Source organism: Streptomyces sp. NPDC006368 (assembly GCF_040612535.1).
In the GTDB taxonomy this organism is placed as follows: Bacteria; Actinomycetota; Actinomycetes; order Streptomycetales; family Streptomycetaceae; genus Streptomyces.
The window spans coordinates 194,028-208,730 of record NZ_JBEXQK010000001.1; the positions used below are offsets into that span (position 1 = coordinate 194,028).

Annotated in this window: 14 protein-coding genes; 12 read left to right on the plus strand and 2 right to left on the minus strand. The window is 71.1% G+C overall.

The features are described 5' to 3' along the window. Positions 1–190 precede the first annotated feature (190 nt). From ABZZ38_RS01020 to glmM, 8 genes are all read left to right on the plus strand, one after another. A complete protein-coding gene (locus ABZZ38_RS01020) occupies positions 191–1,339 on the plus strand; it encodes a stearoyl-CoA 9-desaturase (protein WP_356734375.1) in 1,149 nt (382 codons plus the stop codon). A 58-nt stretch (positions 1,340–1,397) separates the two neighbouring features. Beyond that, positions 1,398–1,853: a cobalamin-dependent protein gene (locus ABZZ38_RS01025; protein WP_356734376.1), complete on the plus strand. Its 456-nt coding sequence runs from the start codon at positions 1,398–1,400 to the stop codon at positions 1,851–1,853. Beyond that, positions 1,850–3,226 (plus strand): methylaspartate mutase, encoded by a 1,377-nt coding sequence (locus ABZZ38_RS01030; RefSeq protein ID WP_356734377.1) that lies wholly within the window; start codon positions 1,850–1,852, stop codon positions 3,224–3,226. Before ABZZ38_RS01025 ends, ABZZ38_RS01030 begins: the two co-directional genes overlap by 4 nt. Before the next feature lie 54 nt (positions 3,227–3,280). Next, positions 3,281–4,243, plus strand: a complete 963-nt coding sequence (locus ABZZ38_RS01035) for a quinone oxidoreductase (protein WP_356734378.1) — start codon at positions 3,281–3,283, stop codon at positions 4,241–4,243. A gap of 11 nt (positions 4,244–4,254) precedes the next feature. Further along, entirely contained in the window at positions 4,255–5,550 is a 1,296-nt protein-coding gene (locus ABZZ38_RS01040; RefSeq protein WP_356734379.1) for an ATP-grasp domain-containing protein, read from the plus strand. Between the two features lie 353 nt (positions 5,551–5,903). Further along, complete coding sequence (gene rplM, locus ABZZ38_RS01045; RefSeq protein ID WP_105868316.1) at positions 5,904–6,347, plus strand: 50S ribosomal protein L13; 444 nt, start codon at positions 5,904–5,906, stop codon at positions 6,345–6,347. A gap of 41 nt (positions 6,348–6,388) precedes the next feature. Beyond that, positions 6,389–6,907, plus strand: coding sequence for a 30S ribosomal protein S9 (gene rpsI, locus ABZZ38_RS01050; protein WP_356734380.1), 519 nt, complete (start codon positions 6,389–6,391; stop codon positions 6,905–6,907). Positions 6,908–7,015: 108 nt separating this feature from the next. Then, positions 7,016–8,374 carry a phosphoglucosamine mutase gene (gene glmM / locus ABZZ38_RS01055; protein ID WP_356734381.1) on the plus strand — a complete coding sequence of 453 codons (1,359 nt, stop codon included), beginning with the start codon at positions 7,016–7,018 and terminating at the stop codon, positions 8,372–8,374. A gap of 64 nt (positions 8,375–8,438) precedes the next feature. Here the strand turns inward: glmM and ABZZ38_RS01060 are convergent, their stop codons facing one another. Together ABZZ38_RS01060 and coaA are read right to left on the minus strand one after the other, a co-directional pair. Then, positions 8,439–9,377, minus strand: a complete 939-nt coding sequence (locus ABZZ38_RS01060; protein WP_356734382.1) for a DUF389 domain-containing protein — start codon at positions 9,375–9,377, stop codon at positions 8,439–8,441. Positions 9,378–9,401: 24 nt separating this feature from the next. Beyond that, complete coding sequence (coaA, locus tag ABZZ38_RS01065) at positions 9,402–10,394, minus strand: type I pantothenate kinase (RefSeq protein WP_356734383.1); 993 nt, start codon at positions 10,392–10,394, stop codon at positions 9,402–9,404. Positions 10,395–10,556: 162 nt separating this feature from the next. Between coaA and ABZZ38_RS01070 the strand changes: the two genes are divergently transcribed. The 4 genes from ABZZ38_RS01070 to ABZZ38_RS01085 all read left to right on the plus strand — a co-directional run bounded on the left by ABZZ38_RS01070 (position 10,557) and on the right by ABZZ38_RS01085 (position 14,703). Then, positions 10,557–11,561, plus strand: a complete 1,005-nt coding sequence (locus ABZZ38_RS01070) for an ATP-binding cassette domain-containing protein (protein ID WP_356734384.1) — start codon at positions 10,557–10,559, stop codon at positions 11,559–11,561. Continuing rightward, entirely contained in the window at positions 11,558–12,370 is an 813-nt protein-coding gene (locus tag ABZZ38_RS01075; RefSeq protein WP_356734385.1) for an ABC transporter permease, read from the plus strand. The genes ABZZ38_RS01070 and ABZZ38_RS01075 overlap by 4 nt, the downstream gene beginning before the upstream one ends. Positions 12,371–12,476: 106 nt before the next feature. Further along, entirely contained in the window at positions 12,477–14,324 is a 1,848-nt protein-coding gene (gene glmS, locus ABZZ38_RS01080) for a glutamine--fructose-6-phosphate transaminase (isomerizing) (protein WP_356734386.1), read from the plus strand. 10 nt (positions 14,325–14,334) lie between these two features. Then, positions 14,335–14,703, plus strand: a complete 369-nt coding sequence (locus tag ABZZ38_RS01085) for a holo-ACP synthase (protein WP_356734387.1) — start codon at positions 14,335–14,337, stop codon at positions 14,701–14,703.

The window sequence follows — 14,703 nt, forward strand, 5'->3', positions numbered from 1 at the left end:
AGCGACCGCCTGCAAAGATCAATGACGCACCCAGTCACAGAGTTTATGTGGCGCCGATACCGGACGCGCAGACAGCGCCTCTCCCTCTCCGGCGCCGATTTGATCCCTGACCTTGAGGAGTGCGATGGCGGCCATCGAAAGTGGCTTCCGAACCGAAGGCATTGCGGATTACTCAGATCCCCGCGAAACCATGCGCGCCCTGCCTCGGTTCCTCCAGTATCCGCTCACCATATTCACGGGAAAGCCGATCGCCGGGCAGGGACCCCTGTCCTGGTGGACTCCCGGATTTCACCTGACCACCGCCGGTCTGTCCATGCTGCTCGGTCTCGCGATCAGCTGCACCGGCATGAGCCTGGCCGGCCCCTGGCTGCTGCTCGTCCTGCCGGGCTGGGCCATCACCCTGCACGGCATGCGCAACCTGCGGATGATGATCTACCACCAGTGCTCGCACCGGAACATGTACCGCAAGCGCCGGCTGGACGCCGCGATCGGCCGGGCCACCTCCAGCCTGCTGATCATCCAGAACTTCGCCCGCTACAGCCGTGAGCACGTCAGCGACCACCACGCGGCCCACCACATGACGCTGCGGGACCCCACGGTCCAGGCCTTCCTCGTCAGCCTGGACCTGCACCCGGGCATGGAGCGCCGGCAGATGTGGCGGCGCGTGCTGGGCAAGATCTTCTCCCCCTGGTTCCACCTCAACTTCGCCGTGGCACGCGCCCGTTCCTTCTGGCACGCCTCGGACACCAGCGAGAAGGTGACGAGCGTCGGCCTCTACGGTGTCGCCGTGGCCGCGACCGTCGCCACCGGCACCTGGCCGATGCTGATCGTCGGCTGGCTCGTGCCGCTCTTCCCGCTGTTCCAGGTGAGCAACACGCTGCGGCTGTGCGTGAAGCACACCTTCCCGGCGGCGGACGTCACCGAGCGCCGCGGCAAGCAGTACTTCGGCAGTCTGACCAACGCCATCTTCATCGGCGAGGCGGCACCGTCCCCGGCCCTGCCGCCGGTGCGGCGCGTCACCGCCTGGTGCAGGTGGACGGCGCGGATGCTGTTCGTGCACGCGCCCGCGCGCTACCTCGTCCTGACCGGCGACACCGTGGTCCACGATTTCCACCACCGCTACCCCTCGACGCCGAAATGGGCGAATTACATCTTCGAGCGCCAGGCGGACGCCGACAAAGGCAGTCCCGGGTGGCCGGAATACCATCACGCCTGGGGGCTGGTGGCCGCGATCAACCTGGTCTTCGACTCGCTGTCCGTCGCCGACCCCGAGGAATACAACGTCGCACGGCTGCGTGAGGTCAGTAAGCGTGAACTCTTCGCCGCGTTCGACGACTGATATCCGAGTTCGCCGTTCTGAGAAGTAATTCCGTCCACAAGACATCCGGGGGTTCTCCATGCGGCACGAAAACGTCAAACGCACCGTCATTCTCGGTGTGGCGGCCAGCGACGCCCATGTCGTGGCCAACCAGCTCATCGCCCATGCCCTGCGCGCCCAGGGATTCCATGTCGTCAATGTCGGCACCTGCACCTCGGTCGCCGAGTTCGCCGCCGCGTACGCCGACCACCCCGAGGCCGAGGCAGTGATCATCGGCAGCCTCAACGGACACGCCTACGAGGACCTCCAGGACCTGCCCGCGGCCCGCGCCCAGGGCCTGCTGGACTGCCCGGTGATCCTCGGCGGCAACCTCTCCGTGGGCAGCTACAAGAACCCCGCCGACATCGAGCGGTTCCACGGCATCGGCGTCGACGTCGTCCTGTCCGACCCGGAGCTCCTGCCGGCCACCCTCGATGAGCTCCGTGCCCGTACCGCACGGCCGACCACCGCCTCGTCCGCCTCGTCCGCCTCATGAACGACGCCGTCCCACCGCCGGTGCCCCCGGAGCTCCCCACGCCGGACGAGTCCGTCGCCTACGTCCGGCAGCGGGGGAAGCCGACCGCCGCCGAGGTGCTGCGCGCGGCGCGTTCCGCCGGGCGCGTCGCCCTGCAGCCGCGCTGCGGTGTCGGCTCGCACGCCCAGATGATGACCCTGCTGCGGGACCTGGAACGGCACGCCAAACCGGACATCCTCACGCTCACCATCGACTCGCACACCCGGCTGAAACGATTCGACAACGCCCGGGCCGCACTGCTGCGCAACTCGGCCGAGCTCAACGGCTACCCCCTCGTCACCCACGGGTGGCAACGGGGCCGCGAACTGAACGAAGCCGTGTCCGCGCCCCTGGAGGTGCGGCACGGCTCCCCGGACGCGCGGCTGCTGTTCGAAACCTCGGTGGCCTCCGGCATCACCTCCTTCGAGGGCGGCGGGATCTCGTACAACCTGCCGTACTCGAAGGCCGTTCCGCTGAGCGAATCGCTGGCCGCCTGGCGGGAGGTGGACGCGCTCTGCGGCGACCTCGCCGGGCGCGGACTCGTCATCGACCGGGAGCTGTTCGGCACGCTCACCGCCGTGCTCGTACCCCCGTCGATCTCGCTGGCCATCAGCGTCCTGGAGGCCGTGGCCGCCGCGCGCGAAGGGGTGCGGTGCATCTCGGTGGCGTACCCCCAGGGCGGCCACGTCGAACAGGACGTGGCCGCGCTGCGGGCGATCCCCCTCCTCGCGGCCCGCTACCTCCCCGAGGGCGTCGAAGTCCACGCCGTGCTCCACGAGTTCATGGGCGTCTTCCCCAGGGAGCGGTCCCACGCCGAGGACCTCATCCTCTACGGCGCGCTGGTCGCCCGGCTGGGCGGCGCCAGCAAGCTGATCACCAAGACGTACCTGGAGGCCTACGGCATCCCCGACACCCGCGCCAACATCGACGGGCTGCTGCTCGCCTCCCGCGCCAACTCCCCGCTGCTGGACTTCATCGCGCTCGACGAGGACCGGGTGGGCCACGAACTGGAGTGGATCCTCGAGGAGGTGGCGGAGATCGTGGAACCGGTCCTGGCAACCGCCTGCGTCCACAAGGAGATCGAGGCCGCCTTCGCGGAGGGACGGCTGGACATCCCCTTCAGCGCCAGTCGTTACGCCCGCTCCGAGGTGATTCCCCGCCGCGCGGCCGACGGTGCCATACGCTACCTGGACCCGGGGTTACTCCCCTTCTCCGACCGTACGCGCCGACGCAACGAGGCCGGCCTCGCCGCCACCGGAGGCGCCACCCGCATCGGCGACATGGTGAAGGGGCTGACGTCGGACATCAACTACTTCCTGAACGTCTTCGGCGAGAGTCCCGCGGCACCGTCCTGAACCCGGTGGCTGCCGGCACCCGGCGGCCACAGCACGACCTGGAGTGGGAAGAGCATGCAGTCCATCAGCGTCACCAGCCCCGGCGGGCCCTCCGCGCTCACCCTCGCGGACACCGAGGTGCCCGTACCGGGCAGGGGCGAGGTCCTGGTCCGCAACACCGCGGCCGGCGTCAACTTCATCGACGTCTACTACCGCAACGGCAGCTACCCGGCCGAGGCCCCGTTCACCCCGGGTCAGGAGGCCGCCGGTGTGATCACGGCCCTCGGCGAGGGCGTCACGGCGTTCGCGGAGGGCGCCCGGGTCGCCTACGCCACCCAGCTCGGCGCCTACGCCGAGTACACCGTGGTCCACCAGGACAAGCTGATCCCCGTACCGGACGGCGTCGACCTGGCCGCGGCGGCGGCCGTCACGCTCCAGGGCCTGGCGGCGTACTACCTCACCCACCAGACCCACCCGGTGGCCGAGGGCGACACCGTGGTGGTGCTGGCGGCGGCGGGCGGTCTCGGGCGCTTCCTCGTCCAGCTGGCGGCGGCCCGCGGGGCGACCGTGATCGCGGTCGCCTCCACCGCCGAGAAGCAGAAGGCCGCGCGCGAGGCCGGCGCGCACCACGCCATCGGATACGACGGCTTCGACACCGCCGTGCGGGACCTGACGAACGGCCGGGGCGCCCGGGTGGTGTACGACTCGGTCGGCGCGGCGACGTACCTCACCAGCCTGCGCTCCCTGGGCCGGCGCGGTCTGCTCGCGCTGTGCGGGCTGTCCAGCGGTCCCGTGCCGCCGCTCGACATCGAGCAGCTGCGTGGCGGGGGCTCCCTGTTCGTCACCCGTCCCACCATGAAGGACTACGTGTACGACGCCGAGACGCTGCGCGCCGCGGGCGGCGCCGTCTTCGGCCACCTGGCGGACGGCGTCATCACACCGCGCCTGCACGCGACGCTGCCCCTCCGGGACGCCGCCGAGGCGCACCGACTCCTGGAGAGCCGGGCGACGACCGGAAAACTTCTGCTCACGATCTGACCGACCGAACCATGTCTGCACACATCACCACCCCGGGAGCACAGATGGCCGAGCCGGCCACCCCCCAGCTTCTCTTCGTCGGCGGCGCCGGGAACGCCACCCTCGCCGTCGACGTCGTCGAGACAGCGATACGCCAGGCCCGCAAGCGCGGACTGCGGATTCACGTCACCAACCAGGAAGGGACCCTCGCCGCCACCCCGACGATCACCGCCCTCGCCGACGCGGCGTCGGCCGTCGACTTCGAGGCGCCCGGCGCGACCGCGGCCTGGGTGCGCGAGCGGGCGGCGGCCGGCGACCGTTTCGACGTCGTCTTCGGCGTACGGGAGATGGCGCAGGAGGCGGTCGCCGAGGCCGCGGACGCGCTCGGGCGACCGGGGAACCCCCCGCACGCCGTCCACCGGGTCCGTACCAAGGACGAGGCGCGAGCGGCCCTGGCCGCCGCCGGCTTCCTCCAGCCGCGGTTCCGGGTCTGCGCCGACGAGGCGGAGGCCCGCGCGTTCCTCGGCGGGTCCACCGGGCCGTGGGTGGTCAAGCCGCGCGACGCCATGGGCAGTGAGGGCGTCACCCGGATCGACGGCCCGGAGGACCTCGCGGCGGCGCTGGACTTCCTGCCGGAGGAGGGCCGGGGCTCCTTCATCGTCGAGGAGTTCGTGGAAGGGCCCGAGTACAGCGCGGAGGGCGTCTTCGTGGACGGCGTGCCGCGCGTCCTCGCCCTCACCTCCAAGGAGCTGCTGCCGCCGCCGAACTTCTTCGAGACCGAGTACGTCATCCCGGCGATCCTCCCGGAGGACACCGCCCGGGAGATAGAACGCCAGGTCGTCGCCGCCCTCACGGCGCTGGAGCTGCGCTACGGGCAGTTCCACGTCGAGCTGTGGTGGACCGAGCGCGGCGCCGTCCTCGGCGAGGTCCACGTGCGCAACGCGGGTGGCTGGATCCACCGCATGCTGGCGCACGTCATCCCCGGCCTGGAGTGGTTCGGGCTGGTGTTCGACGACGTCCTCGGCAACCCCGTCGACACGGCGGCCCTGAAGCCGGTGCGCGGCTCCGCGATCCGCTTCCTCACCCCGCCGACGGGCCGGCTGGTGGCGGTGGAGGGGTGGGACGAGGTGCTGGCCCACCCCAACCTGATCCACGCGGAGCTGGCCGTCGCCCCGGGCGACGTCATCGAGGAACACCGCTCGGTCGGCAACCGCGTCGCCCACATCGCGGTCGGCGCCGACACCTCGGAGGAGGCCCAGGCCCTGGCCCGCAAGCTGGAGGCCTCCGTCCGCTTCGTCACGGAGCCGGTGGAGGCCCCGGCCCCGTGACGACCGCGGCATGAGGCCGGCGCGCCGCAGGCGGCCCTCGGCCGGGGCGGGGACGGGCCGCCGGTGTAGCCGATGACCGCGTGCCGCCCGCGCGCCGGCGGCTCCCGTGGAGGGTGCGGCCCCCGCTGCCGCAAGGGGCGCTTTTGACCCGGGTGGGGGCGCGCGAGTATCCTTCTGGTTCGTTATGCGTATTGGCTTGCTCGTTCTCACGTGAGAGGCCGCTACGCCGGTCCACCGGGCCGATGACCAGCGACACGCACTCGGGTTGCGTCCCCGACGTGCGGTCAAGGCTGTCGTGATCGTCCGGGTGGCCTTGTCAGGACACACTCACTGAAGAAGCGAAGGCTACGACCGTGCGTACGTACAGCCCCAAGCCCGGCGATGTGACGCGCCAGTGGCACATCATCGACGCGCAGGACATCGTCCTGGGCCGTCTGGCGACCACCGCCGCCACCCTTCTGCGGGGCAAGCACAAGCCGATCTATGCGCCGCACGTCGACGCTGGTGACTTCGTCATCATCATCAACGCCGACAAGGTGCATCTGTCCGGCAACAAGCGGACCCAGAAGATGGCCTACCGCCACTCCGGTTACCCGGGTGGTCTGCGGTCCGTCCGTTACGACGAGCTGCTCGAGAAGAACCCCGAGAAGGCTGTCGAGAAGGCCGTCAAGGGCATGCTCCCCAAGAACACCCTCGGCCGTCAGATGCTCTCGAAGCTGAAGGTCTACGCGGGCGAGAACCACCCGCACGCTGCCCAGCAGCCGGTTCCGTTCGAGATCACCCAGGTCGCGCAGTAAGTCCGGCCACCCCCTAAGACGAAAAGAATCTGAGGAGCATCGTGGCCGAGACCACTGTTGAGAACCCCATCGAGGGCGAGGAGACCTACGCCGAGGTCACCACCTTCGAGTCCGAGGTGCCCGTCGAGGGTGAGTACACCTCCGAGTCCGTGGCGTCCCGCTTCGGCGAGCCGCAGCCGGCCGCCGGCCTGGGCCGTCGCAAGAACGCCATCGCCCGCGTCCGGATCGTCCCGGGCACCGGCAAGTGGAAGATCAACGGTCGCACCCTCGAGGACTACTTCCCGAACAAGGTGCACCAGCAGGAAGTCAACGAGCCCTTCAAGGTGCTCGAGCTCGACAACCGCTACGACGTCATCGCCCGCATCTCGGGTGGCGGCGTCTCCGGCCAGGCCGGCGCCCTGCGCCTCGGCGTGGCCCGCGCGCTGAACGAGGCCGACGTGGACAACAACCGCGGCGCCCTCAAGAAGGCCGGCTTCCTGAGCCGCGACGACCGTGCCGTCGAGCGCAAGAAGGCCGGTCTGAAGAAGGCCCGCAAGGCCCCGCAGTACAGCAAGCGCTAATCGCCTGCTCGGTCTGCTCATCCGTACGCCCCGGCGGCACCTCCGTGCTGCCGGGGCGTACGTCTTTACTCTTTACCTTGCTTTTTCGGAGTGACTCGGAGGACAGCTGTGGGACGACTCTTCGGCACGGACGGCGTGCGCGGTGTCGCCAACGCGGATCTGACGGCGGAGCTCGCGCTCGGCCTGTCGGTCGCGGCGGCGCATGTGCTCGCCGAAGCGGGGACCTTTGAAGGACACCGGCCGACCGCCGTGGTCGGGCGGGACCCGCGTGCGTCGGGAGAGTTCCTGGAGGCCGCCGTCGTGGCCGGTCTCGCCAGCGCGGGCGTCGACGTCATGCGGGTGGGGGTGCTCCCCACGCCGGCCGTGGCGTACCTCACCGGCGCGCTCGGCGCCGACCTGGGCGTGATGCTCTCCGCGAGCCACAACGCCATGCCGGACAACGGCATCAAGTTCTTCGCGCGCGGCGGCCACAAGCTGGCCGACGAGCTGGAGGACCGGATCGAGGCCGTGTACGACCAGCACCGCAACGGTGAGCCGTGGGACCGGCCGACCGGCGCCGGGGTCGGCCGCGTCGCCGACTACCACGAGGGCTTCGACCAGTACGTCGCCCACCTCATGAACGTCCTGCCCAACCGCCTCGACGGGCTCAAGGTCGTCCTCGACGAGGCGCACGGCGCCGCGTCGGGCGTCTCGCCCGCGGCGTTCCAGCAGGCCGGGGCCGAGATCATCACCATCGGCGCCACCCCGGACGGCCTCAACATCAACGACGGCTGCGGCTCCACCCACCTGGAGATGCTGAAGGCCGCCGTCGTCGAGCACGGTGCGGACCTGGGCATCGCCCACGACGGGGACGCCGACCGCTGCCTGGCCGTGGACCACACCGGCGCCGAGGTCGACGGGGACCAGATCCTCGCCGTGCTCGCGCTCGCCATGCGCGAGGCCGGGACGCTGCGCGGCGACACCGTTGTCGCCACCGTCATGTCGAACCTGGGCTTCAAGCTGGCCATGGAGCGCGAGGGCCTCCAGCTCGTCCAGACGGCGGTCGGCGACCGGTACGTCCTGGAGTCGATGAAGGAGCACGGGTACGCGCTCGGCGGCGAGCAGTCCGGGCACGTCATCGTCCTGGACCACGCGACCACCGGTGACGGCACCCTGACCGGCCTGCTGCTGGCCGCGCGCGTGGCCGCCACCGGGCGCCCGCTGGCCGAGCTGGCCCGGGTCATGGAGCGGCTGCCGCAGGTGCTGATCAATGTGAAGGACGTCGACAAGTCGCGGGTGACGACCTCCGCCGAGCTGGGCACCGCCGTCGCCCAGGCCGAGCGCGAGCTCGGCTCCACCGGGCGCGTACTGCTGCGCCCCTCGGGCACGGAGCCGCTCGTACGGGTGATGGTCGAGGCCGCCGACATCGAGCAGGCCCGCGCGGTCGCCGGACAGCTCGCCGACGTGGTCAAGTCCGCCCTCGGCTGAGCACCGGCGAGACGCGAAAGGGCGCCCCGCCGTCGCCGGTGGGGCGCCCTTTCGCGTCGTGGCGTCAGGCGGGGAGCGTACGCCGGCGCTGCCGCGCCCAGAAGTACTTCTGCGTCAGCAGCGTCAGCGTGCCGGCGACGATGATCGCCAGCAGGTTCAGCAGCAGCTGCTCGACCGAGCCCTTCGTCTGGACGAGGTCGCCGTAACCCAGCGCCACGGCGGCGTTCGCCGCCGCCGGGACGGTGGTGACGGAGATGGCCACCCCGACCAGCGCGCCCGACTTCGCCGACGTCAGCGACAGCGTTCCGGCGGCGCCCGCGAGCAGGCCGACGACGAACGAGAACCAGTCCGGTGCGTAGATGAATCCGGTGTTGGGGCGGTCGCCGTGCAGCATGGTCGCGGTGAACAGGCCCGTCGCGTTCATCCCGAGGCTGAAGACCACCGTCAGCGCCATCGCCATGGCGAACCCGACCACCAGGGCGACCAGCGACCGGACGGCCAGGCGCGGCCGGCGCTGCACCAGCGCCGTGCAGATGCCGGCCAGCGGGCCGAACTCGGGGCCGACCGCCATCGCGCCCACGATGAGGATGGCGTTGTCCAGCACCACACCGCAGGCCGCGATCATCGTGGCCAGGGACAGGAACGCGACGTAGGTGACGCTGAGCGTCGACTCCTCGTGCGTCGCCTCCGTCAGCTGCTCCCACACCACCGCGTCGGCGCCCTCGCCCGGCGCGTCCTTCTCCGCCTTCTCCGCGCGTTTCGACAGCGACAGCCCGACGTCGTCGACGCTGATCGCCCCGGAGTCGTTGATGCCCAGCGCGCACAGGTCGTTGATCAGTTCGTCCCCGGCCTCGCGCGCCACGTCGCACTCGACCACGTCGCCCGACGGGTCGCGGGCGGCGCCCGCGAGGACGACCAGGTGGGTCGTGCCGACCCTCTTCTCGATCGTGCGGACGACCTCGTCCGTGCGGTCGGCCGGCACGATCAGGCGCAGATGCAGCACGTGTCCGCGGTCCCTTCGGGAGTGTCAGAGCTTGCGGAGGGAGAGCCGCTGGACCTTGTGGTCCGGGCCCTTGCGCACCACGAGGGTCGCACGGCCGCGCGTCGGCGCCACATTCTCCACCAGGTTGGGCTTGTTGATGGTCCGCCAGGTCGTACGGGCGTACGCGAGGGCCTCCTCCTCACCGACCTGGGTGTACTTCCGGAAGTACGAGGAGGGGTTCTGGAAGGCCGTCTCGCGCAGCTTGCGGAAACGATTCAGGTACCAGGACTCGATGTCCTCGGTGCGGGCGTCGACGTACACGGAGAAGTCGAAGTAGTCGGCGAGGCCGACGCGGGTGCGGCCGTCCTTGCCGGGCAGCGCGGGCTGGAGGACGTTGAGGCCCTCGACGATGAGGATGTCGGGGCGGCGGACCGTCAGGCGCTTGCCGGGCACGATGTCGTAGATGAGGTGGGAGTAGACGGGCGCGGTCACCTCGTCCTTGCCCGCCTTGATGTCGGCGACGAACCGGGTCAGCGCGCGCCGGTCGTACGACTCGGGGAAGCCCTTGCGCGACATCAGGCCCCGCTCCCTGAGCTCCTTCATGGGGAGCAGGAAGCCGTCGGTGGTGACCAGTTCGACGCGCGGGTGCTCGGGCCAGCGGGCGAGCAGCGCCTGGAGGAGACGGGCGACGGTCGACTTGCCGACGGCGACGGAGCCCGCGACCCCTATCACGAAGGGCGTGCCGCGCTGGGCGCTCTTCTCGCCGACGTCGCCGAGGAAGGTGTTCAGCGCGCCGCGCAGATTGGCGGTGGCGCCGACGTACAGGTTGAGGAGACGGGAGAGCGGCAGGTAGATGTCGCGCACCTCGTCCAGGTCGATCACGTCACCCAGGCCGCGCAGCCGCTCGACCTCCTCGGCGGTCAGCGGAAGCGGGGTCTTCTCGCGCAGGGCGCTCCACTCGGCGCGGGTGAGATCGACGTACGGCGTGGCCTCCGGGCGGCGGGGGGCGGCGGCGCTTCGTGTCGGCGAGGTGATCACCTGGCCATTGTCGGTGGTGCGGGGGCGCCGTGGGGGGTGGGCTCGGTCACCCTCCCCGCGGTGGAATGTCAGTGGCGTGCGTCACAGTTGTGGGAAGGGTGGGCGTCGGCGCCCGACGGCCGCCGCCCTGCGGAGCACACCCCGAGCCGAGGGGAACCTCTCATGACGTACGCGTACGCGATCCAGGCCGAGGGCCTGGCCAAACGGTTCAAGGAGACCCGGGCGCTGGACGGCGTGGACCTGGCCGCCCGCACCGGGACGGTACTGGGGCTGCTGGGGCCCAATGGCGCGGGCAAGACCACCGCCGTACGGATCTTCGCCACGCTGCTCCAGCCCGACGCGGGCCGGGCGGCCGTCGCCGGGCACGACGTGGTCCGGGAGGCGGGCGTGGTGCGCTCCCTGGTCGGCCTGACCGGGCAGTACGCCGCGGTCGACGAGAACCTCACCGGCACGGAGAACCTGCTGCTCATCGGGCGGCTGCTCGGGATACCGCGGCGTGAGGCAAAGGCGCGGGGGGCGGAGCTGCTGGAGCGGTTCGGGCTGACCGACGCGGCGGGACGCGCCGTGAAGACGTACTCCGGCGGCATGCGGCGCCGGCTGGACCTGGCGGCGAGCCTGGTGGGCCGGCCGCGGATCCTCTTCCTCGACGAGCCGACGACCGGCCTGGACCCGCGCAGCCGCGGTGAGCTGTGGGACATGTTGCGCGGGCTGGTCGCGGAGGGGGTGACGGCCCTGCTCACCACGCAGTATCTGAACGAGGCGGACATGCTCGCCGACGACATCGTGGTGATCGACCGGGGCCGGGTCATCGCCGAGGGCACCCCCGACGAGCTGAAGTCACAGGTGGGCGGACAGGTCCTCCAGGTGCGGCCGGTGCACGGCGGGGACCTGGCGGCGGCCCACGCCCTGGTGGCGCAGACCACCGGGGCGCAGACCCAGATCGAGGGCGAGGTGATCACCGTCCCGGTGAACGACCCGGAGCTGATGCCCGCGGTCGTCCGGCGGCTGGACGGGGCGGGGATCGCGGTGGGTGAGCTGACCCTGCGCCGCTCGTCCCTGGACGAGGTGTTCCTGGCGCTGACCGGCCACCGCGCCGGGCCGGAGACCCCCGGGTCGACGCCCGAGCCGGACGACAGCGACATCGAGAAGGCGGTGAGTTCGGCATGACCGCCGTGACGGGCGTGAGCCCGGCCGTCACCGCGAGCGGCCGGGTGCGGACGGGCGCGGCGCTCCGGCAGACCGCCACCATGGCGTGGCGGAGCCTGGTGGCCGTCAAGCACAACCCGCTGGAGCTCGTCGACTACAGCATCACGCCGATCATGTTCGTGTTCCTCTTCACGTACGTGATGGGCGGGCAGATGGCCGGGTCGCCCGACGCGTACCTGAAGTACGCGCTGCCGGGGATCATCGTCCAGAACACGCTCTTCATGACCATCTACACGGCGATGGCCCTCAACACCGACCTGACCAAGGGCGTGTTCGACCGGTTGCGGAGCCTGCCGATAGCCCGGTCCGCGCCGCTGATCGGCCGGATCACCGCCGACCTGGCCAAGCACCTGTGGGCGGTGATCCTGATGATCGCCCTCGGGCTGGCGCTCGGCTTCCGCATCACCGGCGGCGCCGGCGGTTTCCTGGCGGGGACGCTGCTGCTCATCACCTTCGCCGCGGCCGTCTCCTGGGTCGCGGTGCTCATCGGGATGCTGGCGGGCGACGCGGAGAAGGTGCAGGCCTTCGGCTTCACCCTGGTCTTCCCGATCACCTTCACCAGCAGCGCGTTCGTCCGCGTCGACACCATGCCCGGCTGGCTCCAGGCGTGGGTGAACGTCAACCCGGTGACCCATCTGTCGGACGCCTTCCGCGGGCTGCTGCTGGGCGGCGAGGTGGGCCGGCCGGTGCTGTGGTCGCTGGTGTGGGCGGCGGGGATCGCGCTGGTGTTCTTCCCGCTGGCGATGCGGGCGTACCGCGCGAAGGCGTGACGCGGCCCCCGCGCGCTCGACACGCGGCCCGCCGCCCCGTCGCTCGCTCCGCGTGCCCGGGCTCGGCCTCCTGCTCCCTCCCCGCGGCCGGGCTTAGGCTGCCGCCATGTGCGGAATCGTGGGTTACGTCGGCGGGCAGTCGGCGCTTGATGTGGTGATCGCGGGCCTCAAGCGGCTGGAGTACCGGGGCTACGACTCGGCCGGCGTCGCGGTGCTCGCCGACGGCGGGATGGCCGCGGCGAAGAAGGCGGGCAAGCTGGTCAATCTGGAGAAGGAGCTGGACACCCGGCCCCTGCCGACCGGTTCGACGGGCATCGGGCACACCCGGTGGGCGACGCACGGCGGGCCGACCGACGCCAACGCGCATCCGCACCTGGACAACGCCGGGCGCGTCGCCGTCGTCCACAACGGCATCATCGAGAACTTCGCCGCGCTGCGCGCCGAGCTGACCCGTCGCGGGCACGACCTCGCGTCGGAGACGGACACCGAGGTCGTCTCCCATCTGCTGGCCGAGTCGTTCTCGTCCTGCGGTGACCTCGCGGAGGCGATGCGGCTGGTGTGCCGGCGCCTGGAGGGAGCCTTCACGCTGGTGGCCGTCCACGCCGACGAGCCCGACGTGGTCGTCGGCGCCCGGCGCAACTCTCCCCTCGTCGTCGGCGTCGGGCAGGGCGAGGCGTTCCTCGCCTCGGACGTGGCCGCCTTCATCGACCACACCCGCTCGGCGATCGAGCTCGGGCAGGACCAGGTGGTGGAGGTGCGCCGGGACGGGGTGACGGTCACCGGCTTCGACGGGACGCCCGCCGACGTGCGGTCGTACCACGTCGACTGGGACGCCTCGGCGGCCGAGAAGGGCGGCTACGACTACTTCATGCTCAAGGAGATCGCCGAGCAGCCGAAGGCGGTCGCCGACACCCTGCTGGGGCGGATCGACGGGAGCGGGTCGCTGACGCTGGACGAGGTCCGCATCCCCGACGAGGTGCTGCGCGAGGCCGACAAGGTCGTGGTCGTGGCGTGCGGGACCGCGTTCCACGCGGCGCTGATCGCCAAGTACGCCATCGAGCACTGGACGCGCGTCCCGTGCGAGGTGGAGCTCGCCAGCGAGTTCCGCTACCGCGACCCGATCCTGGACGACCGGACGCTGGTGATCGCCATCTCCCAGTCCGGAGAGACCATGGACACCCTCATGGCGCTGCGGCACGCCCGCGAGCAGGGCGCGAAGGTGCTGGCGATCTCCAACACCAACGGGTCGACGATCCCCCGTGAGTCGGACGCGGTGCTGTACACGCACGCGGGACCGGAGGTGGCGGTCGCCTCCACCAAGGCGTTCCTCACGCAGCTCGTCGCCGTGTACCTGCTCGCGCTGTACCTGGCGCAGGTGCGCGGCACCAAGTGGGGCGACGAGATCCGGGCCGTGGTCAGGGACCTGGCCGGGATCGCGGACGACGTCGAGCGGGTCCTGGAGACCATGGAGCCGGTGCGGGAACTGGCGCGTTCGCTGGCGCACAAGAACACCGTGCTGTTCCTGGGCCGGCACGTCGGCCACCCGGTGGCCCTCGAAGGCGCGCTGAAGCTGAAGGAGCTCGCCTACATGCACGCCGAGGGCTTCGCGGCCGGCGAGCTCAAGCACGGGCCGATCGCGCTGATCGAGGAGGACCTGCCGGTCGTCGTCGTGGTGCCCTCGCCGCGCGGGCGGTCCGTGATCCACGACAAGATCGTGTCGAACATCCAGGAGATCCGCGCCAGGGGCGCGCGTACGATCGTGATCGCCGAGGAGGGCGACGAAGCGGTCGTGCCGTACGCGGACCACCTGATCCGCGTCCCGGTGACACCGGTGCTGCTCCAGCCGATGGTGTCGACGGTTCCGCTCCAGGTCTTCGCCTGCGAGCTCGCCACGGCCCGCGGCAACGAGGTGGACCAGCCGCGGAACCTCGCGAAGTCCGTGACGGTGGAGTGAGTGGGAGCAGATGATCATCGGGGTGGGGATCGACGTGGCCGAGATCGACCGCTTCGCGGCGGCGCTGGAGCGTACGCCGAGCATGGCCCAGCGGCTGTTCCTGGAGCGTGAGCTGCTGCTGCCGAGCGGGGAGCGGCGCGGTGTCGCGTCGCTCGCGGCGCGGTTCGCCGCGAAGGAGGCCATCGCGAAGGCGCTCGGTGCGCCGGCCGGGCTGCACTGGACGGACGCCGAGGTGTACGTCGAGGACAGCGGGCAGCCGCGGCTGCGGGTGCGCGGGACGGTGGCCGCCCGGGCGGCCGAGCTGGGCGTACGGCACTGGCACGTGTCGCTCAGCCACGACGCGGGGGTGGCGTCGGCGGTGGTGATCGCGGAGGGTTGA

Excerpts from the sequence above, each read along its gene's own strand:
- ABZZ38_RS01020 (WP_356734375.1), top strand. The coding sequence starts at position 191 with ATGCGCGCCCTGCCTCGGTTCCTCCAGTATCCGCTCACCATATTCACG.
- ABZZ38_RS01025 (WP_356734376.1), top strand. The coding sequence starts at position 1,398 with ATGCGGCACGAAAACGTCAAACGCACCGTCATTCTCGGTGTGGCGGCC.
- ABZZ38_RS01030 (WP_356734377.1), top strand. The coding sequence starts at position 1,850 with ATGAACGACGCCGTCCCACCGCCGGTGCCCCCGGAGCTCCCCACGCCG.
- ABZZ38_RS01035 (WP_356734378.1), top strand. The coding sequence starts at position 3,281 with ATGCAGTCCATCAGCGTCACCAGCCCCGGCGGGCCCTCCGCGCTCACC.
- ABZZ38_RS01040 (WP_356734379.1), top strand. The coding sequence starts at position 4,255 with ATGTCTGCACACATCACCACCCCGGGAGCACAGATGGCCGAGCCGGCC.
- ABZZ38_RS01070 (WP_356734384.1), top strand. The coding sequence starts at position 10,557 with ATGACGTACGCGTACGCGATCCAGGCCGAGGGCCTGGCCAAACGGTTC.
- ABZZ38_RS01075 (WP_356734385.1), top strand. The coding sequence starts at position 11,558 with ATGACCGCCGTGACGGGCGTGAGCCCGGCCGTCACCGCGAGCGGCCGG.
- glmS (WP_356734386.1), top strand. The coding sequence starts at position 12,477 with ATGTGCGGAATCGTGGGTTACGTCGGCGGGCAGTCGGCGCTTGATGTG.
- ABZZ38_RS01085 (WP_356734387.1), top strand. The coding sequence starts at position 14,335 with ATGATCATCGGGGTGGGGATCGACGTGGCCGAGATCGACCGCTTCGCG.